The following is a 26,884-nucleotide window of genomic DNA, read 5'->3' as shown; positions in this document are numbered from 1 at the left end:
GCATTCTGATCCATCGCTACCGCCTTAATCTGCTGACAGCCTATCTTTCCACAAAGTTCAAAGAACCTGCTGACCTCTGTATTTGACTTACCCTCACCAACCCAGAGAACTCGTTTTGTTACTATGTCTGCGACAACCGTACCGTACTTGTGTCCTTTCTTGATTGAAAACTCGTCAATGGCTAAATACTCAGAACTGCCTAGAGAGAATGAAATGGTACTCTGTAGATATCTCTTATGAATGTTCTTGCATACATCCCATGATAATCCTGTCCTTGTGGAGGTATCCTTAATTGAGCCTGCCATCTCCAAATCCTCTATAACAGACTCTTCTGCTCTCTTTGTAACTCTGAAGGAATCTGACAGGAAAGGTATGTCTTCCGTGGCGTATTTGCAGTCGCAGTAATTGCATCTGATGGTACGGTAGGTGATTACTAGAGTAACGAAGCAGCCAAGCAGCTTTTCATCTTTAATGACTCTCTTCCTGTATTCATGTACAACTACGTTATGACTTCCGCAATGAGGACAGACTGGAGGTTCTTTAGGTTCTAACTGGATAGTAATATCCCTGTCAGACACTTCAGAAAAAGAAATATTTGTAATCTTGAAGCCAGGAAAGAAGTTTTTAGATAAAAAAATCAGATACAATACAAGACATGGGCGTTTCCTTCTTAAGTGTTGTTGTGCTTTTCTTATCTTAAGAGAAAACGCCCTTTTTTGTTTAATTTATTTGTCAGATTATTTCTTTCAATTTTTCTTTCTTCGAAAATAATATCCTGTAATTCAAGCTGTTTTCTTGTAGATAATCCTCAATTGATACTATTTTTAATGGTGCAAATTTTCTATTTATAGGTGTTAAAATGGTGCATTGATTATTCTTGTATGTAGATTTTGGTGCAAACTGATTTTTCAAATTTATCTAAAAAAATTTTTCTTGTATCGTAATTTCATAGAGAAAAAAACTAGTGAGGTAAATTATGAAAAGATCATTGAAGATAGGTACAGCGTTACCACTGTATTTATTATCACAAAGTGTTTTAGCTGAAGATTCATTAAGTCAGGCTGACAACGGTTTTATTCTGATGTCTGCCATGCTGGTTCTTCTGATGTCCATTCCTGGAATAGGCCTTTTCTATTCTGGATTAACCAGAGCTAAAAATGTTCTGTCTACTATTGAACAGACTCTGGCTGTTTTCTGTGTGGCCATTCTGCTTTGGTTTGTTGTTGGCTATACCATAGCCTTTGGTGGAACTGAAGGTGCTTTAGGAAGCTTTTTTGGTGATATGTCAAAGGCTCTTTTAGCTGGCGTTGATTACAATTCCCTGTCTGGATCAATTTCAGAGCTTACCTTTGTAATCTTTCAGGCAGCCTTCTGTGCTATTTCATCCTGTCTCGTTATCGGTGCTACTGTAGAACGAGTTAAGTTTTCTGCTGTACTGATTGCCTTGTCAATCTGGATTGTTCTCTCATATGCTCCTTTAGCCCATCAGGTCTGGGGTGGCGGTTTCATCGACTCCTATTTCATGTCTTATGACTTTGCTGGAGGTACCGTTGTTCATATCAATGCTGCTGTATGTGGTATTACCGGAGCTTTTATGCTGGGTAAGAGAAATGATTTGGGCAAGGTGATTATGACTCCTCATAACTTAGGTTTTACCTATATCGGAGCCTGTCTGCTGTGGATCGGCTGGTTAGGCTTTAACGCAGGATCAGAGTTATGTGCAGATGGTATCAGTGCTTTAGCTTTCATTAATACTGTTCTCTGTCCTGCAGCTGCAGCCTTAACCTGGATGTGTGCTGAGTGGATCATCTTCAAGAAGCCATCAACCTTAGGTACAGCATCAGGTGTGATTGCAGGTCTTGTTGGTATTACTCCTGCCTGTGCTTTCGTAAGTCCAGCCGGTGCGATTGTAATCGGTATAGCCTGCGGTGTTATCTGCCTGTGGGGTGTACATGGATTTAAGAGACTTTTAAAGATTGATGACTCTCTTGATGTATTCGGTATTCATGGTTTAGGAGCAATCTGCGGTGGCATTCTGACAGGAGTGTTCTGTTCTCCTGAGCTTGGTGGTACCGGTTTCAAGGGGGAATGGAACTCTATCCTTGGTCAGACCTACGGTCAGATTGGTTCAATCATTGTTTCAGTTGTCTGGTCATTTGTAGCTTCAGTTATCGCATTCTATATTGCCAAGAAGCTGGTTGGTCTGAGAGTATCCTCTGATGAAGAGTCTGAAGGTCTTGATTTGGCCTCACATGGTGAGCGTGGATACAATCTTTAATAGGGGATTTTTAAAATGAAAAGAATTGTTGCAATTATAAAGCCATTCAAGCTCGATGATGTTCGTGAAAATCTTGCAAAGATTGGCATATCAGGTATCACTGTTTCAGAGGCAAAAGGCTTTGGTAGACAGAAAGGTCACACTGAACTATACCGTGGTGCTGAATACGTAGTGGACTTCCTGCCTAAATGCAAACTGGAGATTGTAACTACTGACGAACAGCTTGATGAATGTGTGGATACAATCATTAAATCAGCCTATACCGGAAAAATTGGTGACGGCAAGATTTTTATCTCAGATGTATGCAGAGTAATCAGAATACGTACTGGCGAGGAGAATGACGAAGCTATCTGATAAATAAAAGGTTTGGGTATATTGAAATGGGGACTTGAATTTTTTTCTTGGGTCCCCATCTTTTTTTTATTTCATAGTGTTTGCTTTTTTAGCATCCAGTTCATAGTTTAACAGCAGAAGTTTTGGCGCTTTTCTGTATCTTAATATGTAATAGGTCCTTGAACTGAAGAAGATCGCCGAAAATGTAAGCGCACAGATAAAGCCAATCCAGATACCAGAAGCTTCGAGTTTCTCACAAAAAACTCCCCAGGCTAGCACGTATCCTAATGGCAGACCAATACCCCAGAATGATAGTACTGTATTGATAAGAATGCTTTTTGAGTCTTTTAAGCCCTGTAGAACACCACCTAAGACACACTGAATAGAATCCGGTAGCATATATATACAGTTCAGAATCATAAGGAAAGACGTAATTTCAAGCACAATAGGATCATTTGAATATAAAGCTGCAATGTTCTCTTTTAGCAGCATAATTGCTGACAGATAAAATATCAGACAAAAAAAGTTCAGCCCCATTACCACTTTGCAGACAATGATTGTCTTGTCCCAGCTTTTGACTCCCATTGCCGAAGATGTTCTGATTGTTGCTGTAAGTCCCAGACATAAAGGGATCATGTAGATAAGACTTGAGACATTAAGTGTAATGGAATGAGAGGCTACTATCGTAGGACCAAAAGGGCTTAAGATTACAGCTGCAAGAGAAAATCCTGCAATTTCAACTGTCCTTGAGATGCCAAGCGGCATTGCAAGTTTTAAAAACTGTCTGATAATTTCCTTATCAATGATCCTTACATTTTCTTTAACTCGATATTTTGCTATAGCTCTTGATCTTCTGATATAAATCACAAGACAGATACAGGTAAGGATATTGATTAGTCCAGTGGTAAGGCCGCATCCGGCTCCTCCCAAAGCTGGCATGCCGAATTTTCCGAAAATAAATATATAGTTAAATGGAATATCCAGAATCAGCTGCATCAGTCCTAGATATAAGGCTGGTCTTGTGATGGAAAGACCTTCAGCATAAGCAATATAACCGTTGTAAACTGCAGTTGCAGGTAAGGCTATGGCTACAAAATACAGATATTTTGTTGCTACACTAATCATCATAGGATCAGAAGGAACGAACCTGAATATCAGGTGCGACAGACTCAGAATACCCGCAGTAATAAAACCGAATACACTAATCACCAGCATTGCATTGAAAAGACTTTGCTGCATAAAACGCATATTTTTGGTTGCCAGAAGGTGAGAAATAGTTGGCGCAACACCATAGGCAATACCTGCAAGAAACATATAGGCAGGCCAGTAGAAGGAACTGGCAATAGCAACTCCTGACAGATCAATTGTTCCTGCAAGTCCTGCCATGATAGTGTCAACAGTACTCATTGCAGTTGATGATAACTGAGCAATAAGAAATGGCAGAAACAGTCTTAACTGTGTTTTTATCTCTTTTTTGTATATTGGTGAAAACATATTGATTAAAAAGAAAAAACACGTCCAGACCATGAACGTGTTTTTATTTAAAGATCGATAATTCCGATAATATAGTTAATCCCAACCGTTAGCGTTGTCCTGACCACGATTCTTTTCTGAATCCATCTTCATGGTGTTCCAGACATTACTTACAATCTTAGAGGTCTTCTGGGAAGTTTCCTGCATAAAGTACATGGTCTTCAGTTTTTCTTCAGAAAGCATAATGCTTGGATTTGCCTTTAGTTCCTCTGAAAGATTCTGCATAGCCTCATCAACTGGCATGATATAACCAATCTCATCTGAAAGAGTAGAGGCATTCTTTGGATCTAAAAGCCAGTTAAACCAGGTCATAGCATTGTCTACATTCTTTGCTCCACGTGGTACAGTCCAGCTGTCAAACCACATGATAGACCCCTCTTTTGGTACAACATAGTCAACATCATACTTGTTTTTGCCATGCTGTGCCAGGTGATTTGCCTGAACGAAGTCTCCGGAATAACCGATGGCAACGCAGATTTCGCCTGATGCAATATCGGTTACATAACGGTTAGACTGGAAGTATGAGGTATTGCTTGCAAGAGAAGTAAGAATCTTTCTTGCCTCCTCGTAATCTTCTGCTTTCTCTGAACGAGGAGGTTTGTTCAGGTAATGCTGTACAGCAGAGATAACTTCGATTGGAGAATCAATAATGGCAATACCACATTTCTTCAGCTTAGCTGAATTCTCTGGATTGAAAAGATCATTCCATGATTCAAATTTGAAGTCCTTACCCATTACCTCGGCAACCTTCTGCTTATTATAGCCGATACCGATGGAAATCTCGATATAAGGGTAGGCGTAGTCATTATTTGGATCGATGGTGGCAAGTTTTTCAAGACGGGCCTTGTTCTGCTTTACCCAGTTAGGGATCTTTGAGTGATCGATTTTCATCAGAGCACCGGCCTTAGCCATACGAGGTACGTTATAACTTACAACAATAGCAGCATCAAATCCTGTATTTCCTGCTAATAGTCTGGTTTCCTGAAGCTCATTTGAATCATACTCAACATAGCTGGTTTTAAGGCCAGTGTCTTTTTCAAAATCTGCTACAGTGTTTTCTCCAATGTTATAACTCCAGTTCCAGATGTTTACCTTGTCGCTTTTTTCAGCCATTGCACTGTTTGAAGCACAAATCAGGGCGGCAGTTAAAAGGCAAATTGATCCAACCTTCATAGTCATCCTCATATAGTTGATATTGAAACTAAAAAATATGGTGCATTGTATAACAAATTGCGGGTATTGAAAAATATTCAGAATGCTGTTAGCTATATTTTAGGCAAAATTTAAGAAAAAAATGCTGATTATGGTTGCATATTGAATTTTTTTTAAGATTTTAGCTAATTATAACATGATAATATGTAAGAAAATTTTTTTTGAACTCTCATAAGGAATAATCATGGAAAACTTTGAATTTGTTGTCCCAACAAAATACATTTTCGGCCAGGGTACCAGTTCAAAATGCGGTGATACCATCAAAAGCTACGGTTATAAGAATGTATTGGTGGTTTATGGTAGTGAACATGCTAAAAAATCCGGTTTACTTGATTCTGTTGAGGAACAGCTAAAATCAAATTCAATTGATTATTCTTTATTAGGCGGTGTCCTCCCAAATCCAAGAGCAGATCTGGTTTATAAAGGAATTGAACTTGGCAGAGAAAAGCAGATCGACTTCATTTTAGCTGTAGGCGGTGGAAGTGTAATTGATACAGCTAAGGCAATTGCTCTGGGGATTCCTGATGATGGAGATTTTTTTGATTTTTTTACTAAGAAAAGAAAACCCAAAACAGCTCTTAAGACCGGCTGTGTACTGACTATTCCTGCAGCAGGTTCTGAGAGTTCATTATCCACTGTAATTGAAAAGGAAATTGACGGTAAAGTGGTCAAGAATGGATGCGGTTCACCTTTGAACCGACCTCTGTTTGCTATCCTGGATCCTGAACTTACCTTCTCTGTAAGCAGATATCAGACAGCCTGCGGTATAACTGACATGATCGCTCATATTCTGGAACGTTACTTTACTAATTCAAAAGGTGTAACCGTAACAGATTATATGTGTGAGGCGCTGTTAAAGGCTATTATTGAAAACGCTCCTGTGGCTATTGATGATCCTTCAAACTACGATGCCCGTGCAAATATCATGTGGGCAGGCTCACTGGCACATAACAATATCTGTGGTGTTGACAGGGTACAGGACTGGGCCAGTCATCATATAGAGCATCAGCTTTCTGCCTTATATGATGTTGCCCATGGAGCAGGACTAGCAGTGATTTTTCCTGCCTGGATGGATTATGTTTATAAGCATGATGTTATGAGGTTTGCTCAGTTTGCCGTAAGAGTATTCGGGGTATCCATGGACTTTGATGATCCTGCTTCAACTGCAAGAGAAGGCATCAGAGCCTTCAGACATTTTCTGCATTCTATAGGTATGCCTCTTTCCTTTGAGGAAATAGGAGCAAAAGAGGAGGATATTCCTCATCTGCTGAATATGCTTGGTGTTGATGATTTAAATAAAACCGAGGGACAGTTCGTTCTTTTATACAGAAAGGACTGTGAGGCGATTTACTACAGAGCTGCTCATTATAAGTATTCTGATTAAAACGTATATATAACAACTAAAAACAATTAACAAACATAAAAAATGACTGCTACTAAAAAATACACAGCCCAGCATTTAAGACTGCTGAGACTATTATCAACTCAGTATCCCAACCGCTGTGCAGTTTACTCAAAGCTTATTAATTTGACCTCAGAGCTGAGTCTTCCAAAAGGAACAGAGCATTTTATCTCCGATATTCACGGTGAATATGACGCCTTTCGGCACATCATAAACAATGCTTCTGGTGTAATTAAGGATAAGGTTAAGATTGTTCTGGATAACTGTACCCTTAAGGAAAAAGACGAACTTTGTACTCTTATCTATTACCCAAGTACGGTAATGAAAAAACTGAAACAGGAAAACCGTTTTACGGATGAGTACATTAAGAAGACTATAGTTAATCTGATTTCAATGTGTAACTTTTTCTCCTCAAAATACAGCCGAGAAAAGGTTCGTTCCATTATCAAAACCAATTTTTCCTACATCATTGACGAGATGATGCACTCGAAGTCTGATGAAGATCATATTCAAAAGCTATATCATGAAAGGATCCTTCAGTCTATTGTTGAAACTGGTAGTTCTGAACTGTTTATTAGGGATGTTTGTGAGCTAATCAAGACTCTTGCTGTGGCCAAGCTTCATGTTTTAGGTGATATCTTTGACAGAGGTCCTAGTCCTGACAAATGCATGGATGTTCTATCATCCTATCATCATCTGGATCTGCAGTGGGGTAATCATGATGTTCTCTGGATGGGAGCAGCCTGTGGCAGTGGAATGTGCATTGTCAATGTTCTGTTAAACAATCTTCGCTACAACAACTATAAGATGCTTGAAAACGGCTATGGCATCTCATTGCGAAAACTGGTGCTCTTTAGCACTAGCACTTATAAGGATGAACCTGGTTATCCTGCTCTGCAGAAAGCCTTGTCGGTATTAGGAATGAAGCTGGTTGGTGCTATAGTTGACAGACATCCTGAATACAATCTTCAGGAGCTGAAGCTTTTTGATCATATTGATCTTAAGAGTGGTACTCTCAAGCTTGCGGATGGAAATACATATCATCTCAATTTTACAGATATGCCAACTGTCAATGAGAATGCTCCATATCAGTTGTCAGACGGTGAACAGGAACTAATGGAAGACCTGATTTCTTCCTTTACCAGTTCAGTTCGTCTTAGAGAACATATACAGTTCCTGTTTACAAAAGGTGATATGTATAAATGCTACAACGGTAATCTTCTTTATCATGGATGCGTTCCATTAGATGAGAACGGTCAGTTTTTAAAGATTAAATGTAATAATCAGTATCTAAGTGGCAGAGATTATATGAATTTCTGTCAGACCAAGATTCGTGAAGGCTATCTTAATAGAGATGATGACCACCTGGATTTCTTCTGGTATATGTGGACAGCTCCGTTATCCCCATTATCCGGCAGACGTATGAAAATCTTTGAGAAACTTCTGATAACAGAAGAATCTGTTCAGGACGAACCAAGAAATCCTTATTATGAGTATTATCACAAGGTTCAGACCTGTGAGATGATTTTAAAGGAATTCGGTCTAAATCCTAAAAAGGGCCATATTATCAATGGACATACTCCAATTATGGCAAAAAAAGGGGAGTCACCTATCAGAGCTAGAGGCAAACTCCTAGTTATTGACGGTGGATTCTGCAGAGCATATCAGGATAAGACCGGTATTGCAGGTTACACTCTTATTTATAATTCTCACTGCCTTCATTTAAAAGCTCATACTCCTTTTACAAACAAGCGTGATGCCATTGATTCACTTCGTGATATTGAGGATATTGAAGAGCTGTCAGTTGAAGAATATAAGCCAAGAAAACTTGTTGCTGATACTGACTGGGGAGCAGAGCTTAAGGAAAGAGTACGAGAGCTAAAAGATCTTCTTGATCTTTATGAGAATGGTGTTATTGCCGAAAAACTAACAAAATAATCTAATTTGCGGCACAGTACTGTCTGAATCAGCCTTTTTAAGGATATTTTTACCTAAAACATTTGTCTGAATTCAGTCAGCTGTGCTTTCGCACTTAATAAACCACATTGTAATTTTTTCTATTTTTCCCATTTAATAAGTTTATAGTGAGTTAATAAACTCAGTTTAAAAATTAAAAAAAATAAATTTCCTTATAATCCCTGTAATTAAGCCTTTCAAACCTGTTTTGAGACATCTTTCACATTAAATCATGTCTAACTGAATGTTTGAATTTTGAAATCATGAATATATAATGCTCACTGCTTGAATAGAGATAGGGATCTGCAAGAAACAGATCTCATTAAATATATTTAGGAGTAATCATGAAAGAGCAATGGCGTGGTTTCAAAGGAACCCACTGGATCTCTGATGTTAACGTAAGAGATTTTATTCAGAACAACTACACACCATATGATGGTGATTCATCATTCTTAGCTGGTCCAACCGAAGCAACCAATAAGCTATGGGGCGATCTACAGAAGTTACAGCACCAGGAGCGTGCTCAGGGTGGTGTTCTTGATATGGAAACCGAGATTGTATCAGGTATTACCGCTTATGGTCCTGGCTACATCTCAGAGAACAGCAAGGATTTAGAGAAAGTTGTTGGTTTACAGACCGATAAGCCATTAAAGCGTGCTTTCATGCCTTATGGTGGTATCAAGATGGCTCAGGAAGCATGTACCACTAACGGTTATACTCCAAATCCAAAATTCGATCAGATTTTCAACGAGTATCACAAGACCCACAACCAGGCTGTATATGATGCATATACTCCAGAGATGCGTCTTGCTCGTAAGAACAAGATCTTAACCGGTCTTCCAGATACCTACGGTCGTGGCCGTATCGTTGGTGACTACCGTCGTGTAGCTCTTTACGGTATTGACTTCCTGATCGAGCAGAAGCAGGCTGATTTAAAGAACTGCGGCTGCGGCATCATGGTTGACGACGTAATCCGTCAGCGTGAAGAGTTAGCTGATCAGATCAAAGCTTTAAAGGCTATGAAGGTTATGGCTCAGACCTATGGCTTTGACATTTCACAGCCAGCTTCAAACGCACGTGAAGCTGTTCAGTGGTTATACTTCGGTTACCTAGCTGCTATCAAGACTCAGAATGGTGCTGCTATGTCAATCGGTCGTATCTCAACCTTCTTAGATATTTACATCAATCGTGATATTCAGGAAGGCAAGCTGACCGAGACTGAGGCTCAGGAGCTGATTGACCACTTAGTAATGAAGCTACGTATGGTTAAGTTTGCTCGTATTCCTTCATACCAGCAGCTGTTCTCAGGTGACCCTGTATGGGCTACTCTTGAGGTTGCAGGTTTTGGTATGGACGGCCGTCACATGGTTACCAAGTCAGACTACCGTTTCCTACACACCTTAGAAAACATGGGCCCATCACCAGAGCCTAACCTGACTGTTCTATACACCAGCAAGCTTCCAGAGAACTTCCGCAAGTATGCTGCTAAGATCTCTGTAGATACTTCATCAATCCAGTACGAGAATGATGACGTAATGCGTGTTGAGTGGGGCGATGATTACTCAATCTGCTGCTGCGTATCTGCAACTCAGACTGGTAAGGAAATGCAGTTCTTCGGTGCTCGTGCAAACCTTGCAAAGGCTCTTCTATACGCAATGAACGGCGGTATCGATGTTAAGACCCGTATGCAGGTTGGTCCTAAGTTACCTAAGATCACTTCAGAGTACTTAGACTATGATGAGGTTATGGCAAACTACGACATCGTTCTAGAGTGGTTAGCAAGCCTGTATGTAAATGTTCTGAACCTGATTCAGTACATGCACGACAAGTACTACTACGAAGCAGCTGAGATGGCTTTAATCGATACTGATGTTCGTCGTACTTTTGCTACCGGTATTGCTGGTTTCTCTCACGTTGTTGATTCTTTATCTGCAATAAAGTACGCTAAGGTTAAGCCTGTACGTGATGCTGATGGCATCTCTATTGATTTCGAGATCGAAGGTGACTTCCCACGTTATGGTAACGATGATGATCGTGCTGACGAGATCGCAGTATGGTTATTAAAGAACTTCCTAACCAAGTTAAAGAAGCACCACACCTATCGTGATTCAGAGCCTACAACCTCTATCCTAACCATTACTTCAAACGTTGTTTATGGTAAGGCTACCGGTGCTCTACCTGATGGACGTAAAGCTGGCGAGCCTTTAGCTCCTGGAGCAAACCCATCATACGGTGCAGAGAAGTCAGGTCTTCTAGCATCTCTAAACTCAGTTGCTAAACTTCCATACGAGTATGCATTAGACGGTATTTCAAACACTCAGACTATTGCTCCTGATGCTTTAGGTCACAATGAGGATGAGCGTGTAAATAACCTGGTTAACGTTTTGGATGGTTACTTCTCTAAGGGTGCACATCACTTAAATGTTAACGTATTCGGTACTGAGAAGCTTCTTGATGCTATGGAGCACCCAGAGAAGCCTGAGTATGCAAACTTCACCATCCGTGTTTCAGGCTACGCTGTTAAGTTCATCGACTTAACCCGTGAGCAGCAGATGGACGTTATTTCAAGAACCTGCCATAAGGCTATGTAATTCTTGCTTAACTGAAGTTATAAAGGGGCGCCTTAGGGCGCCCTCTGTTTTCCTAAATACTGATTTTCTACTCTTGGAGTTCTACTCATGGTTCAAGGCTATATCCATTCTTTTGAAACATTCGGTTCTGTTGATGGCCCCGGAGTTAGATTTGTAGTTTTTATGCAGGGCTGTCCGTTAAGATGCCTGTACTGCCACAATCCAGATACCTGGAAAATGAAGGTTGGAGACTGCATGGATGTTGACAGTGTTGTTGCAAAAGCATTACGTTACAGAAGTTACTGGGGCAAGGATGGCGGTGTAACCGTTAGTGGCGGTGAAGCCTTATCTCAGATTGCTTTTGTTACTGAATTATTTAAAAAGTTAAAGGCTGAAGGGGTAAACACCTGTCTTGATACCTCTGCTGGTCCTTACAGAAATTCTCCTGAATATATCGAGATTTTCGATGAGCTGATGAAATACACAGATCTGGTTCTACTCGATCTTAAACACAGCAATACTATTGAACATAAAAAGCTAACCGGAATAGGCAATGAAAATATCTTTGCCTGCGCCAAGCATTTAAATGAACTTAATAAAGATGTCTGGATCAGACATGTTCTGCTGCCTGGTATTACCGATAGTGAAGAGCAGCTTAAGAATTTACGAAAGATTATCGATCATCTTCCTAATGTAATGAAAGTTGAGGTTCTTCCATACCATTCTCTAGGTGTTCATAAATATGAGAGTCTGGGAATTGATTATAAGCTCAAGGATGTTGAGCCTCCTTCATATGAATCAATTCAGATTGCCTGCAAGATCCTCAAAGCAGAAAAGCGAGATTAAAGTCTGGCACCGTATGCTCTTTTGTATACGGTGCTTCTTTTTTTAAATTGTATCTTCTAGCAGCCATTTCAAGGCATTAATCTTACGAATTCCATCATAATCAGCTTCAGAATTAATCTCATCAAGAGTTAAGAGATACTTAGGGTAATTATCATTAACACTTTTCAATGGCTGAAGCTCTCTTTTGAGAACAGATTCGTCCATTGTTGATTCTGAAACCTGAAAGTAGCATATTCCTTCAGAATTTTTTGCAATAAAGTCTATTTCACCGTTTTTTAGAGCTCCTACATAAACTTCATAACCTCGACGTATAAGTTCAAGGTATATTACATTCTCAAGAATATGTCCTGTATCCTGACCTTTTCTGCCAACAATTAAATATCTTAATGCCGCATCTGCTACATAATATTTTGAGTTTAATTTTAGAAGTTCCTTCCCCTTAACATCAAAACGATCTGCCTGATAAATCAGCAAACTGTCTAAGAGTCCTGTTAAATAACGTTCCACCGTTTTGTTATCTATTTTTCGTCCAAAACTAGTCATAGAGTTGGATATCTTATTTATAGACATTAGGCTTCCTACGTTAGCAAACACGTACTTAATCAGGCTCTGAAGCATCTTAACATCTGAAATTCTCAGTCTTCCAACAACATCTTTTAGAATTACAGAGTTATAGATTCCTTCAAGATATTCTTTTATATCCGGTTGTTTCCCTGATATCTGCATTGTGTATGGAAAGGAACTATCTGTTAGATATTTTTCGTATATTTCGGAAAGAGAATGATTATGAGATAAATTGCTGGATTCACAGAATTCCTTAAATGACAGGGGCAGCATTTTTAATTCAACATATCGCCCTGACAGGACAGTAGCAAGTTCGCCCGACATAAAATAAGCATTAGAGCCTGTAATATATACATCTGCATTATCTTTTATGAAAAGACTGTCTACTGCTTTTTCAAATTCAGTAACATGCTGGATTTCATCGAGAAAGATATAGTTCATTCCATCATTTTGCATACGTTCTATTACATATTTATATAGAGTTCTATAATCTTGAAGAGCTTCATAATCAAGATCTTCAAAATTGATGGATATAATATTTTCTCTATTTACTCCTTCTTTAAGGAGTTCTTCTTTAAATAAATGAAAAAGAGTGGATTTGCCGCAGCGTCTGATTCCTGATACAACTTTTATAATTTGTTTATCTTTATGTCGTTTCAGAAAATCAAGATAATTTTTTCTTGGGATTAGACGCATAAGTGTACCTTTTTTTGTATTTAATTCTAAATTTATTTTAATTATAGTATAAATTTGGAGTCTATTCCAAAGTTTTTGCGGAATATATAGTAAGTGTAGAGTTTAATCTTAATTTTAGATTTATTATTATTTGTTTTAGATTGTATTCTAAAAAAATAAATGAGGATAAAACTCATTATCCAGCAATCAAAGAAAAGAAAAAGACAAAGGCCTAATATCAAAACTAGGCCTTGAGAAAAAATTTAGGTAGCAGGGCAGATCAGCATCAGAATACTGTGATTCTTTACTTTTATCTTGTCACCAGCTCTGTAACGTCGACTCATATAGAAGTTAGAAACTTCCTTGCCGCTCTGAAGTGCTGTGTTCAGATACTGATACCAGTTTCTATGCAGATGTCCAGGTACAGAAGGTAATTCGATTGTTAAATCCTCCCAGAAGGCATTTACATATACATAGGCATAGACATCTGCAGTCTTGTGGCGGAAAAGAAAACCAACAGAATGAGACATATCAGACCAGTCTGGCTGGAAAGGCTTGGTGCCATGCCACTGAATCTTAGCATTCTTCAGTGCATTATCCAGCTTGTTGTTATAGTTGTCGTTGCCATGAGGGGATAACTGTCCCTGACGTCTTAATTCAATGATCCTCTGGGTATAACTCAGCATATTCTTCTGATCTTCGTTATATTCCCATTTTAGGTAGCTCAGTTCATTATCCTGACAGTAGGCGTTGTTGTTGCCTTTCTGAGAACGTAAAACCTCATCTCCCATGCAGATCATTGGTGTGCCGTAGGACAGCATGGTAATAGCCATGAAGTTTTTAGCCTGACGAAGTCTAAGTTTCTTCAGAGTCTTGTCATCAGATGGACCTTCAATGCCATAATTTGCAGAATAATTCGCATTATTGCCGTCGTTATTGTTTTCACCGTTATCAAAATTATGTTTCTCTGAATAACAGACCAGATCATAGAGAGTGAATCCATCATGACAGGTTACAAAATTAATGGATTTCTGTGGATCAACCTCATGCTCATTGTAAATATCAGGAGAGCCAAGCAGGCGAAGAATAAAGTTCTTAACCTTTCCACAGTCGCCTCTCATAAAGGAGCGAACATCATCTCTGAACTGTCCGTTCCATTCTCTCCATTTACTGCCGGATATTGCTCCTAACTGATATAATCCACCCGCATCCCAAGGCTCTGCAATAAGCTTTGCTTCTGCTAGCTGGTAATCAGCATCAATAGTCAGCAGGGTAGTATTGTCATTCATTGGCATGCCGTTTTTATCGCGGGTAAGAATTGATGCAAGATCAAATCTGAATCCGTCAACATGCATCTTCTGATGCCAGAATTCCAGCGATTCGATAATCATTCGTCTTACAATCGGACGATTGGCGTTAAGAGAATTTCCACAGCCGGAGTAGTTCTGGTGATAGCCGTCTTTGACAATATAGTAACCGTTCTTGTCTAACCCCTTAAAACTGTAGGTAGGTCCGTTGTCATCACCCTCTGAGGTATGATTGTAGACAACGTCCAAAATAACTTCTATACCGTTTTTGTGGAGTGCCTTAACCATATCTCGGAACTCATTTAATGGTCCCATGATGGATTTATCGGAGCTGAAACAGTCATGAGGAGCAAAGAAGCCCATAGGGGAGTAACCCCAGTAGTTCTTCATGCCTGGTCGGGCATCGTTTTCATCAAACTGATATATAGGCATCAGCTCAACGGTGGTAATACCAAGTTCCACCAGATAAGGGATTTTTTCTATAAGACCTCTGTAGGTTCCTTTGATGTTATCAGGAAGACCTGAAGATTTGTCAGCAGTGAAGCCTTTTACATGCATCTCATAGATAATGGTGTTTTCTAGTGAGTGGTTAGGATAAGAATCAATACCCCAGTCATAATCATCAATATCTACAACTGCACACTTCAGTGAATTTCTGAAGATTCTCTTTTCATCTCCAATGGCGAAACGATCGTACTGATCTGGAAACAGAATTCTTTTTGCGTACGGATCAATCAAAACTTTGCCAATGGCAACTGAGTCTGAATCATCTACAGCTTTCGTGACTCGGTAAGCATAAATCTGGCCTGCACCGATTCCATGTACAAAAACATGCCAGTAATAGGTTGATTTGAATACTCTGCTTGAAAGGTGGACTACATAAGGTGAATCATCGTTAACATTGTCAAATAAAAGCAGATCTACTTCTTGTGCGTAAGGACTCCAGAAAGCAAAATTAACTCCATTCTTCTCTATGGTGGCACCTAGATGATGACAGTTACCTCTGGAAATAATGAATTGTTTGTTTATCACGGTTTTTGCCCAATATTATTTTTTTATGCGTCATTTTTGACGAGTATGCTCCACAACTTAAAAAATGTGTTATTTTTACACTCAATAAACGTATAGAGGATACCGTAATGTTTAATTATACTTGCTTTGGCGCTGCACGTGTAAATACAACGCCACTAGATTTAGACATAAATACAAAAAAAATTCTTGATCTTGCGGAAAAAGCACAAAAAGAAGGCATTAAGCTTTTAGCTTTTCCTGAGTTGTGTATTACCGGCTATGGCTGTGGAGACATGTTTGAGCATCAGGAGCTTCTAAAGGGGGCTGTTAACTGTCTTTTAAAACTTAAATATGAGCTCCCTGAAGGAATAACCGTAGGTGTAGGTCTTCCTCTTGCTGATACTACCGGAAAGGTTTTTGACTGTTATGCCATGGTTTGCAAAGGGGCTATTCTGGGTATTTCTGCTGCCCATTCTTTTTATAATGCAAAGGATTCAAGAGTAAGAAACTTCTCAACTCCATACTCTGATGAGTGTATGTTCAACATTGGCACAAACCACTATGGTGTGTGCAACTGCATAGAAACATCTGAGGGAATCGTTGGTATTCTCTTTAACGAGGGTGATCTTAATTATATTCAGGATATCGAGCTTCTCATTATTCCTGAAGCTGCCCGTTTTGAACTTGATTCAGCAGATAAGAGAGAGCTTAAAGTTAAGGCTCTGAGTCTGTCATTAAAGTGTCCTGTTCTTTTAACTAATCTTTCCGGCTGTGAAAGCGGTTCTGATGTATTTGACTCTCTTTGCATGATTGCAGACAAAGGTGAATGCGTTGCCCGCTCAAATCTGCTGTCATTCAAGCGTGAAGATCTTTTTACCGTCAAAAATGGCATTACACCTCGATTATCTCAGTATGACACCATTGTTCGTGCTGTAGGACTAGGCCTCTTTGACTGGATGCTTAAGACCTATTCTCACGGTTTTGCCTTATCAATGTCTGGAGGTGCTGATTCAGCTTTATGTGCTACATGTGTATGCTATGGTCAGCTTGCCGCAATTGAAGAACTTGGTTTTGAAGAATACAGTCGTCTTCTAGAGCAGTGTGGTTTTAAGCTTCCTAAATATACAGGAAGTGAAGATCTGCAGTCCTATATTAAAAAGAAGGTTATGCCTGATCTGTTAACAACTGTATATCAGGGATCTATCGTATCAGGAAGTATTACCCGTGAAGCTGCTGCCGGGGTATCCTCAGACCTTGGTGCTGACCACCATGAATGGTCAATTGCGAAACTTGTTGATGACTACACCTCTATTGTAAATTCAATATCTGATACTCCTATGACCTGGGAGCATGATGATCTTGCTCTTCAGAACATTCAGGCCCGTTCTCGTGCTCCTGGTATCTGGATGATTGCCAACAGATACAATAAGCTTCTGATTACAACATGCAATGCTTCAGAGGATGCCGTCGGTTATTGCACTATGGATGGTGATACCGCAGGCGGTGTCGCTCCAATTGGTGATATTTCTAAGAGTAGAGTACTGAAGATCAATGAGCATATTGCAAAAGACGGTCTGATGGTAAATGACAAGGGATTGAAACTGGAGTGCCCTCAGATGATGAAGGTCTGTGTTCAGGCTCCTACTGCAGAGTTGCGTCCTGGTGGAAATCAGACAGACGAGCGTGATCTGATGCCATATGTTATTCTGGATAGAATTCATGTTCTACATCAGAACAACCTGCTGATGCCAAAGATGATTCTTGATACCATTGAAAACGAATTTACTCAGTTTACCAGAGAAGAGCTGAAGGGCTTTGTTCTTAAGTACTTCAGAAAGCTATCTGTAAGCCAGTGGAAGCGTGAACGCGGTGCAACCACTTTCCATATTGAGTCATCAGATCTCAATGCTAAGAACGGCTTCGTATTCCCTCTCTTAAACGATGGTTTCAAGTCAATTCTTAAGGCTCTTGACTAGCATAAAATTCCGCTGATATATAACCATGTGCACCTCTTTGTCGCACATGGTTTTTTCTTTATAAATCTGCGTGTTTCTGCTAAAATACGCCCATCTTTAAACAAAAATAATTTGAGCAAAACATGTTTACAACTACAACAACATTCATCGTTTATATTTTTGCCATGATTGTTATTGGCATTTATGCTGCACGCGCTACCTCATCATTGAATGATTATGTTCTTGGCGGCAGAAGTTTAGGTAAAGTTATTACTGGTTTGTCTGCAGGTGCTTCCGATATGTCCGGCTGGCTTTTAATGGGACTTCCTGGTGCCTTATATGTCGCCGGCTTGTCACAGGCCTGGATCGCTATCGGTCTTACTATAGGTCAGTGGTGTAACTGGAAGTTTGTGGCAGCAAGACTTCGTTCTTTTACTCAGAATGCATCTGATGCTCTTACTCTTCCTGATTATTTCGCAGCCAGATTTAAAGACAGACTGCGTATAACATCAATTGTTTCAGCATTTATTATTCTGATCTTCTTTGTTGTTTACTGTGCCTCCGGAATGGTTTCAGGTGCCAGACTTTTTGAACAGACTTTCGGCCTTGATTATCACAATGCTCTGCTGATTGGCGCTGTATCAACCATTCTCTATGTATGTATCGGTGGTTTTCTGGCCGTTAGCTGGACTGATGCTGTTCAGGCTACGCTGATGATCTTTGCTCTGATCATTACTCCGATTATCATCATCTATGATGTTGGTTCTCTTCAGCAGGCTAATGAACTTGTTGCCATGAAAGGTCCTGATATGGCTAACATGCTGAAGGGGACAACCGTTATCGGTATGATTTCTCTTGCCGGCTGGGGACTTGGCTATATGGGACAGCCTCATATTCTGGTTCGTTTTATGGCAGCAGCCTCTGTTCGCGGTATGGGCGGAGCTCGCAGAATCAGTATCAGCTGGATGATTTTCTGCCTTACCGGTGCGGTTATGGTTGGTTACTACGGTGTTGCATTTGCCGCAAAACATCCTGAGATTACCGTAAATAATCCAGAACAGATCTTTATTATTGTTACTCAGTGTCTGTTTTCTCCATGGATCGCCGGTATTCTTTTATCTGCTATTCTTGCTGCGGTTATGTCAACCTTATCATGTCAGCTTCTGGTTTCATCAACTACACTGACTGCTGATTTCTACTGCAGACTTATCCGTCCGCATGCATCTCAGGGAGAACTTATCTGGGTTGGAAGAGGTATGCTTCTTCTGGTAGCAGCTGTTGCCTATGTTATTGCACTTGATCCTAATTCCGGTATTCTAAAACTTGTTTCATATGCTTGGGCTGGTTTTGGTGCTTCTTTCGGTCCTGCAGTTCTAATCTCTGTATTCTGGAAGAAAATGTCACTTGCAGGTGCTATCTGCGGTATGATTGCTGGCGCTGCAACTGTTATTATTTGGGAAATGGGGCAATTCTTTGATTTATATTCACTTGTTCCTGGATTTATTATTTCATCACTTGTTATTTTCGTGGTAAGCTTAGCTACACAGAAGAGCAATGCACCAGTAGAGTCTCTGTTTATCAGTCTTGAGAAACAGTTCTGGTTTGAAGTAAAAGACCGCTAAAAAACAGGAGATTACGTTGAAAAACCTTCCACCAAATGTTTATCTGCAATCGTACTTGCAAAGAGCAGGTGTAAGGTTTGACGTAAATGTGGTAGATACAGTTGTAAAAAAAGGATTCGGTTTATCTTTTTACGTATTCTGGCTTCTTTTGGGCGTACTGGTCTACTGCTATTCAAGTGGAAATATTGCAGTTTTCCATGATCATTTCTATACCTTATCTATTCTGGTTGCCTTCTATCAGCTGCTGTACATTTACAGAGTTATAAGATTTAACAGAATTAGAAAGAAACTGCGTATGGATTCTGCTCCTATTACTGTTGAAGCCTACGCAATTGTTCTTTTTGATGTTAAATCCTCATCTTCTGGTAAGCTTATTAAACCTAGAAGTTCTGCTGTTTTGTATAAGGAATGCGGAAGTCTTAAACCAAGATTCTTTACTGGAGCCGTAAAACGCGGAATCAATCACCATTACTATAAAGATCAGATAGCAAGAGTTTTCATTGATAGAAAAAATGCTGCAATCTATTCCGTTGATGATGACAAGTTTTATCAGATGGCTTCAGCAAGAATTAACAGAAACAAGCGCTATGCAATAGGGGAGCTTTCAACAAAGCTTGATAAGGTATCTGCAGCTTCACAGAAAAGAAATTCCGATCCAGTCTAGTCTAAAATTTTTTTTCTAGGTCTGTTTATTCTGTTTATTTTTCACTCATATAGACGAATAAATTTCCAAAAGCTTTTCATTCAATGGAAATGATCAATTACTCATATCAAAGAAAATATAGCATTTAAAGTGCCTGAATATGCTGTCGTGAATCTAAAAGAGGTTCTTTTTGTATGATGTGCTCTGCAAATCATATATCATGGTCTATTACAAAATTGCTAAAGACTATTAGTATGATTTACAATATAATTGTTTTCAGATAATAATAAATTTCAGATCTGTATTTAAGAAAATAATTTAATAATTATCTAAACTCTAAATACAGGTTCTTCCAAATCACTATTAAGATTTGAATTTTGGTATGATGGATATAAATGGCTTATATAAATCCAAATAGCTTAACAAATGCTAGTTCATCGTTAACTCCAGAACAGTTGCGTTCAAAATCACCAAAATTTGTGCGCTCACAAGATCGCTGCAATATTCTTACGAGAACTCCTGTTTTTGATAGAAAAGCAAATCTGCTATGTTATGTGTTCAGATATACTGCAGGTGAGAGCAGTTTTAGACCTGACATGATTGAGAAAAAACATGTAAGGCATATTTCTGTTGGTTTTTATACAAGAAGGCATAGCGAGCTTTTTACACAGAGAAACGGAATCTGTATGACAGAATTTCCTCTGTGTCCAGATTTATCTAAATACGCCAGAGCTCTTCCTGCAACAAGATTTATCCTGCATCTTCAGGACCGGCAGGATTCTGCAATTTCCTTTCTGCATCAGCTAAATCTTTTAAAAAAAGAGAGCATGACTATAGCAGCAGATGTATATACTATTGTTTACACTAACTGGTTTAAAGAGATTCGTTCAATTTCCTATGCTGTTATTGACATGACTCAGGATATTGAAGAGCAGTTCATTCTGGCAAGAAACATTCTGAAAAAGGCGCCTTGGATTAAGATTATCTGTGATCGCTGCGATAATGTTAACAAAGCCTCCATTGCCTTTGAGTCGGGGGCTGATTATGTCTGCTGTCCTGCTTTCCCTAAAGATGTTCTTCAACAAAGTTTCAATCCATATTTCTACAGGGTGAACCGTAATTCCTTTGAAATCTGTCTTCGTGTTATAGAACAGCTTTTGGAAGAAAAGCCTGAATATAAGATGTTTGTCAGCTTTATCTCTACTCGCAATGATATAAAAAGCTATATGTCTATCATTCTGCATTATCTAGAACAGGGTAGAGAAAACGAGTATCTACTTGGTTCTGATTTTGAGAGTTTCTTATATGAAATGGATGTAGAAGTCTTAAATAAGCTTGTCTACATTATGATTCTCATGATCCTCGAAGAGTTTTATCGTCCTGACGTTGATAAAAACAAAGGCAAGTATATTCTGTTCGAACCTTTGCGCCAGCTTCTGTTAAGAGCAAAATTCATTGAAGAACTGACTTTTTATCACGCTGGAAGCATTGATGTTTCATGGGGATTCTCTCTTGGAATCGGCTCTCTGATTTCACATATGTACGCCTTTACAACATCAAAGGTTGATATGCTGATTGAGCAGATTGACAGTAGGATCAAGAAGATTATGCATGATATTCCTGAATACGAGACAATTTACAAAATCGCTGTTTCAATGGAATCTCTGGATCTTGAATTTGTTGATGGAATTATGGCCTCAGGTTTTATGACAAGACACGATATTCTTATGGCATACGAAACAGCAGTGATGTGGGTTGCAGGTCTTGAAGAAGCTATTAACCAGAGAAGATTCTAGTTTCTATTTGGTCTTATTGTATAGTTCGTTGCCGTAGTATAGATTTTCCAGATCTGATTTGTTTACACCCTCAAGTTTAAGGCCTCCGCCTTGATTGTCCTCATTGGTAGCGATTCCTTTTTGTCTGTCATGGGGGACAACGATTCGATTAACACTGTCATCGCTTGAGCTTCCATTCGTTGAGTAATTAAGAGGATTTGCTCCATAGTACTCAACGTTGTCGTTGTCACTTATTGCATCGTAATCAATAACAAAGGCTGAACAGCAGAAGCTGCTCAGTAGTGCTGTCAGTGCGGTGACTAATCTTTTCAAGGTCAATTCTCCTCTTATGGTTTCATTCTTAATTTTAGACTAAATCTCGCCGATTCGTGTTAAACTACCAACAAATTTTTTAAGGAATAAATGATTTATGCTCAGTTATAAACACGGTTTTCATTCTGGTAATCACGCTGATATTCTAAAGCATATGGTTATATGTCTCTTGATGAGGGCATTAAACAGAAAGGACAAGCCATACATTGTAATTGATACTCATTCCGGTTCTGGTCTATATAAGCTTGATGGTTTTATAGCACAGAAGAATCAGGAGTATAAAAGCGGCATTAGCAAAATCAAGGATAATAAGAATCTTCATGAACTTGTACCTGAGTTTTTTGAAGTTTATGAGTCAGTAAATCAGGAAGAGGGCAATTTCTACCCTGGATCTCCAATGTTTGAAGCTAAACTTGGCAGAGATACAGATAAATTTACCTTCATTGATTTACACCCAAATGAATTTGAGAATCTTAGAAATAACTTTAAAAGAGACAGACGCTGTAATATACAGAACAGGGAAGGGCTTGAGGCTTTAAATGCGCTTTTACCTCCAACACCTCGCAGAGGTATGGTTGTAATTGATCCAGCTTATGAAGAGAAGAATGAGTATATTGATCTTGTTAAAGCTGTAAAAAACGGCCATGCAAAATGGAATACCGGAATATTTGCAATCTGGTATCCTGTTTTAGGAAAGCTTCGAGATCATTCTAAGAATCTGACTCAGGATTTAAGGCGACTCAATATCCCTATGCTGCAGGTTGAACTCTGTGTTGAGCCTCAGGAGGAAGTTTTCGGTATGTGCGGTTCAGGCATGCTGATTCTAAATTACCCATACGGCCTTGATAATGAGCTATCTCCTATAGTGGATGAACTGTACCAGGTTCTATCGAAGAAAGGGGGAAGTGCCCGTCTTAAGGTATTAAATCCTCAGCCTTAGTTTTTCTGTAACGCCTGCAAGTATAGGCGTTACTTAGAATTTGCCGTAATAATCTTCATCCTTAATTGGCTTACTGAAATAGTAGCCCTGAATTTCATCACAGCCTAAAGACTTAAGAATCTCGCTCTGAGCCTTATTCTCTACACCTTCCGCTATAGTCTTGATACCAAGTTTCTTACACATGGTAATAAGTACACCAAGAATAGTTGTTATCTTAGAATTGTTCTCTGAAGCAAGATTGTCTATGAGTTTCTTATCAAACTTGACTTCGTTGACAGAAAGATCTGCAAGAGAATAAATATTTGCATGAGCAGTTCCGAAGTCGTCAATAGAAATATTAAAGCCTTCTTCTGCAAGCTTGTTGGTTACTTCAATCAGATCTTTGTATCTGGTTGTATTGGTGTGTTCTGAAACCTCTAAAGGAATCAGATCGTAACCTATTTTGTATTTGTTAAGAATCGATTTTAAAGTATCTTTAAAGTCAGTTCTGATAATAGTGTGTCTGGAGAAATTACATGAAACAGGCAGTACTTTCTCGTTCTGATCAAGACGATCTCGCATTCTTTTGCAGATAGTTTCAAACACGAAATAATCTATCAGATAGGTGTAGTGTGCTGATTCTAATGCTGGAATAAAATCATCAGGAGGAATAACAGTGTTGTTGATTACCAGTCTGACCAGAGCCTCTGCTCCTGCAATTTCAGCAGTATCTTTCTGAATTTTGAATTTAGGCTGATACAATATTTTAAAGCAGTTCTGCTCAATATAAGACTTAATCTTATCTGGTTCCATTAGCTTTAATATTGAATCGTTCTGCTTTCTGTAACGGCTGGAATTGTGATTGTTTCTGTAGTAGCTTTTCTTTTCAGTGTACATATCTGATTCTGCCAGATTAATGGCTTTCTGAATCAGAATACCGCTTTTTTCCCAATTGGTTCCAACTGAAACTGAGAAGCCTTTCTCTGAAATCATAAAGGCTTTTAGCATATCTGAAAGTACGCAGAATTCTGCTTCATCTATTGCAGTATGAATAGCAATAAATTCATCTCCACCTATACGGTAGATATTTTTATTATCTGGCATTAACTGCTTTAGAAGTGATGCTGTTTTTATCAGTATCTCATCTCCGAACTTGGTTCCTCGTTCTGTATTTATCTCTTTTAAAGCATTAACATTCAGGAAAATAACGCCAATTCGGTTCTGGAGGGACAGATTATTGATATCCACAAGCATCTGCTTACGGTTCTTCAATCCTGTAAGTGTATCTATACTTGAAACATTGGATAATTCAATATACATCTTCTTCAGCTCGATAGATCCTGATAGAAGTTTCTGAATTGTTTTAATCGCAGGTTCTAAAATCTTAAGAAAGTTTTTATTAGGATTTTTTATAAAAACTACGCCCAGAAGGTTTAGGTCACTTTCTATAGGAATTGATATATATGTAGCGTCACCATCTGTGTATTCTTTATATATACGATCTTCGTAGGCTTTGTTTGCTATATCATTTGGAATCAGCACATAATCATCTGTAACGTTCAGATCTTCGTTTACCCAGATAAGAGTCCTTAACAGATTCAATGTTGGGTCTATCTCTTGATATGAATAACCTTCGGTTTTTGATAAATCAATATGCTCAAACAGGGTACAGTTCTCTGCGTTTAGTTCAATTCCCAGATATTCAATGAATTTATAAAGCTGAACTTCAGGAGTGCTGATATTGTTTGCGTATATTTTTATATAAGGTCCAAGAATATCGTTGAGATTTAGATTATTTAAATCTCTGAAGACTATCTTGTCTGCCTGATCTTCATGCGGCATTGCTACATTAATTGTATAAGTTCGATTGTAAAGCTCAAGATTACGGGATTTTACTACTAGATTCTTATGCAGCTTTGAATTTATGTGATTGATTATAAATGTACTGTCATCAGTTACATAATTGCTTTTGCAGTCAACACAAGGGGAATCTTTTCCGCAAAGCAGCTCATAGCAGGTTCCTACAAATGAATTATTGATTCCAAGCGCTTCACATAAGGTCTTATTTATATAGACAATATTCTTGGTAGTGGTATCAGTTATAAAGACATACTCATCGATACTATCCAGAAGGATATCCGCTATTTCACTTATATCAAACGAACTAGATGAATTATAAACAATTTCATCTAAATTATTAAAATCGATATCAGACTGAAAACTATCACTGATAAATGCATCAGAGAAAATATCATCTACTGTAGTATCAATGTTATTTTTTGACATAGTAATCTTTTATAACTCGCATACCTTAATTTAGACAATTATGAGATTGGTCTCTTTATAAACTGCTAAAATTAAGCATTTTTAGAGCAAAAAGGCGCCTTATTTGAATAATAGTACAAAACAAAGGATACGCTATTATATTAGAAAAATACAACATAGCAATATTCTAATACTGCGTGGTACGATTATATATTAACACATTGTATTTTAAAAGAAATATATCAAAAAAATGAATAAAATAAGTGATTAATTAATTATTTTGAAGAGAATATGGCAAGAAATATCCATAATTAGGCAATAGGTTTTTGTAAATTATAGTTTTTGCGTCTTTAATTATCACAAAAAAAGGCATTTTTGTCAGGTATATTAGACAGTTTTCTTTCTTAATACAGTAAATTTAAGTTGAGTGATGATAATCGCTAGAAACATTAGAGCTGCTCCTAATAATTCACGTTCCGTCATCACTTCATTTAAGAACAGAATGCCAAATACCGCACCCATGACTGATTCAAGGGAAAGAATTAAAGAGGCAACTGTTGGATTTATGCCTTTCTGGGCTACGATCTGTAGAGTGTAGGCAACACCGTTTGACATGATTCCAGCGTAGAGCAGGGCAGGAATGCATTTTATAAGGTTTTCTGCTATAGGAAAGCCTGTAAAACACATCATTACAAAACCTAAAAAGGAAGCACAGAAAAACTGTCCACAGGAAAGAATTACTCCGTCTACATGATTTATAAAATAAGCTATCACCAGAATATGGCATGCAAATCCAATTGCACATAGAAATACCAGCAGATCACCTTGTTCAAAGGCAATTTCATCCTTTATGCAGAATAAATATAGACCAATACAGGAAATAATCACAGCCAGAATGACTTTGAATGTAATTTTATGGCCAAGGAAAATACCAAGAATCGGTACAAAAATCATGTATAAGGAGGTTATGAATGAGGCTTTGTTTACATCTGCAGTAACCAGACCAAACTGCTGAAGAGATTCAGATAGAATCAGAAAGAATCCACAGCATATCGATCCTATAACCAGATATCTTTTATTGACGGTTCTTTGCTTATATTTGTGCTTCTGATTGTAACTGCGGATAAAAAGAATAACCGGAATTAAGAATAGCGCTCCAAGTAAGGTTCTAAAAAAAGTGAATGCAAATGGAGATATATACGACATTCCCAGTTTCTGAGCCACAAAACCTGAACCCCAGATGGTTGCTGTAATAAACAGCAGTAAATACTGTCTTAATTCGAACATGGATTTTCTAACTTATATTACAAATAGAGAGAACATTTTAACATAAGAAAGAACATTTAAGTCTGTAACTGTATATATGAAAAACCATAGTAATCTTACTATTACAACTTCGCATAATTTATATTATGTTAAATTTTTTAAATGACTCTTAGTAACAATGAAAATTTATAGTGTTTACAAAACACCAAGGCAACCTAATGTAAATTATGTGAAGTCATAACTGTAAAAATTACTCAGAACATTTTTTGCGTATGATACCGTTATTTTTCTATCTCCTTCCTGTGCTAAAATCTTATATTGAAACAGTAAAGAGGCGTTTATGAAGAAAGATGTTTTGTTTTTAACAGGTATTGAAGACTTTTCAACAGTAATTGAAAAGAATGCATATTACGTAGATA

19 protein-coding genes are annotated in these 26,884 nt (G+C 38.4%); 11 read left to right on the top strand and 8 right to left on the bottom strand.

Translation table 11 applies throughout. The features are described 5' to 3' along the window. A partial coding sequence (locus QZU45_RS05290) for a transposase (RefSeq protein ID WP_295352512.1) occupies positions 1–578 on the bottom strand: 578 nt, incomplete at its 3' end. Positions 579–976: 398 nt separating this feature from the next. Between QZU45_RS05290 and QZU45_RS05285 the strand changes: the two genes are divergently transcribed. Beyond that, positions 977–2,278: an ammonium transporter gene (locus QZU45_RS05285; RefSeq protein WP_295352509.1), complete on the top strand. Its 1,302-nt coding sequence runs from the start codon at positions 977–979 to the stop codon at positions 2,276–2,278. A gap of 15 nt (positions 2,279–2,293) precedes the next feature. Continuing rightward, positions 2,294–2,632, top strand: coding sequence for a P-II family nitrogen regulator (locus tag QZU45_RS05280; protein ID WP_074838677.1), 339 nt, complete (start codon positions 2,294–2,296; stop codon positions 2,630–2,632). A gap of 66 nt (positions 2,633–2,698) precedes the next feature. On the opposite strand, the gene QZU45_RS05275 is transcribed toward QZU45_RS05280, so the two are convergent. After that, positions 2,699–4,105: an MATE family efflux transporter gene (locus QZU45_RS05275; RefSeq protein ID WP_295352506.1), complete on the bottom strand. Its 1,407-nt coding sequence runs from the start codon at positions 4,103–4,105 to the stop codon at positions 2,699–2,701. A gap of 75 nt (positions 4,106–4,180) precedes the next feature. Further along, entirely contained in the window at positions 4,181–5,317 is a 1,137-nt protein-coding gene (locus tag QZU45_RS05270; protein WP_295352503.1) for an extracellular solute-binding protein, read from the bottom strand. Between the two features lie 223 nt (positions 5,318–5,540). On the opposite strand from QZU45_RS05270, the gene QZU45_RS05265 reads away from it, so the two are divergent. The 4 genes from QZU45_RS05265 (at position 5,541) to pflA (ending at position 12,130) form a co-directional block, all read left to right on the top strand. Then, positions 5,541–6,740: an iron-containing alcohol dehydrogenase gene (locus QZU45_RS05265; protein WP_295352500.1), complete on the top strand. Its 1,200-nt coding sequence runs from the start codon at positions 5,541–5,543 to the stop codon at positions 6,738–6,740. A 42-nt stretch (positions 6,741–6,782) separates the two neighbouring features. Continuing rightward, positions 6,783–8,696, top strand: a complete 1,914-nt coding sequence (locus QZU45_RS05260; protein WP_295352497.1) for a fructose-1,6-bisphosphatase — start codon at positions 6,783–6,785, stop codon at positions 8,694–8,696. Between the two features lie 362 nt (positions 8,697–9,058). Beyond that, positions 9,059–11,305, top strand: a complete 2,247-nt coding sequence (gene pflB / locus QZU45_RS05255) for a formate C-acetyltransferase (protein WP_295352494.1) — start codon at positions 9,059–9,061, stop codon at positions 11,303–11,305. Between the two features lie 87 nt (positions 11,306–11,392). Continuing rightward, a complete protein-coding gene (gene pflA, locus QZU45_RS05250) occupies positions 11,393–12,130 on the top strand; it encodes a pyruvate formate-lyase-activating protein (protein WP_295352491.1) in 738 nt (245 codons plus the stop codon). 42 nt (positions 12,131–12,172) lie between these two features. On the opposite strand, the gene QZU45_RS05245 is transcribed toward pflA, so the two are convergent. Together QZU45_RS05245 and glgX are read right to left on the bottom strand one after the other, a co-directional pair. After that, entirely contained in the window at positions 12,173–13,390 is a 1,218-nt protein-coding gene (locus QZU45_RS05245; protein WP_295352489.1) for an ATP-binding protein, read from the bottom strand. A gap of 242 nt (positions 13,391–13,632) precedes the next feature. Continuing rightward, positions 13,633–15,708 carry a glycogen debranching protein GlgX gene (gene glgX, locus QZU45_RS05240; RefSeq protein WP_295352487.1) on the bottom strand — a complete coding sequence of 692 codons (2,076 nt, stop codon included), beginning with the start codon at positions 15,706–15,708 and terminating at the stop codon, positions 13,633–13,635. A 107-nt stretch (positions 15,709–15,815) separates the two neighbouring features. On the opposite strand from glgX, the gene nadE reads away from it, so the two are divergent. The 4 genes from nadE to QZU45_RS05220 all read left to right on the top strand — a co-directional run bounded on the left by nadE (position 15,816) and on the right by QZU45_RS05220 (position 21,703). Beyond that, positions 15,816–17,663, top strand: a complete 1,848-nt coding sequence (nadE, locus tag QZU45_RS05235; protein ID WP_295352484.1) for an NAD(+) synthase — start codon at positions 15,816–15,818, stop codon at positions 17,661–17,663. Between the two features lie 122 nt (positions 17,664–17,785). Next, positions 17,786–19,264, top strand: a complete 1,479-nt coding sequence (gene putP, locus QZU45_RS05230) for a sodium/proline symporter PutP (RefSeq protein ID WP_295352481.1) — start codon at positions 17,786–17,788, stop codon at positions 19,262–19,264. A gap of 16 nt (positions 19,265–19,280) precedes the next feature. After that, the gene (locus tag QZU45_RS05225; protein WP_295352478.1) at positions 19,281–19,928 is read left to right on the top strand and encodes a hypothetical protein; all 648 of its coding nucleotides are present in this window, start codon (positions 19,281–19,283) and stop codon (positions 19,926–19,928) included. A gap of 665 nt (positions 19,929–20,593) precedes the next feature. After that, a complete protein-coding gene (locus QZU45_RS05220; protein WP_295352476.1) occupies positions 20,594–21,703 on the top strand; it encodes a hypothetical protein in 1,110 nt (369 codons plus the stop codon). A 3-nt stretch (positions 21,704–21,706) separates the two neighbouring features. On the opposite strand, the gene QZU45_RS05215 is transcribed toward QZU45_RS05220, so the two are convergent. Then, positions 21,707–22,015, bottom strand: a complete 309-nt coding sequence (locus tag QZU45_RS05215; RefSeq protein ID WP_295352473.1) for a hypothetical protein — start codon at positions 22,013–22,015, stop codon at positions 21,707–21,709. Positions 22,016–22,112: 97 nt separating this feature from the next. Here QZU45_RS05215 and rlmJ point away from each other — a divergent pair, with 97 nt between their 5' ends. After that, positions 22,113–22,955: a 23S rRNA (adenine(2030)-N(6))-methyltransferase RlmJ gene (rlmJ, locus tag QZU45_RS05210; RefSeq protein WP_295352470.1), complete on the top strand. Its 843-nt coding sequence runs from the start codon at positions 22,113–22,115 to the stop codon at positions 22,953–22,955. A gap of 33 nt (positions 22,956–22,988) precedes the next feature. Here the strand turns inward: rlmJ and QZU45_RS05205 are convergent, their stop codons facing one another. Together QZU45_RS05205 and QZU45_RS05200 are read right to left on the bottom strand one after the other, a co-directional pair. Further along, the gene (locus tag QZU45_RS05205; RefSeq protein WP_295352467.1) at positions 22,989–25,220 is read right to left on the bottom strand and encodes a bifunctional diguanylate cyclase/phosphodiesterase; all 2,232 of its coding nucleotides are present in this window, start codon (positions 25,218–25,220) and stop codon (positions 22,989–22,991) included. A gap of 366 nt (positions 25,221–25,586) precedes the next feature. Then, positions 25,587–26,486, bottom strand: a complete 900-nt coding sequence (locus QZU45_RS05200; protein ID WP_295352464.1) for a DMT family transporter — start codon at positions 26,484–26,486, stop codon at positions 25,587–25,589. Positions 26,487–26,884: the final 398 nt, after the last annotated feature.

This window comes from uncultured Succinivibrio sp. (assembly GCF_902756765.1).
GTDB lineage: Bacteria > Pseudomonadota > Gammaproteobacteria > Enterobacterales > Succinivibrionaceae > Succinivibrio.
Note: the sequence above shows the minus strand (reverse complement) of the source record. Positions and strands in the feature narration are given on the sequence as shown.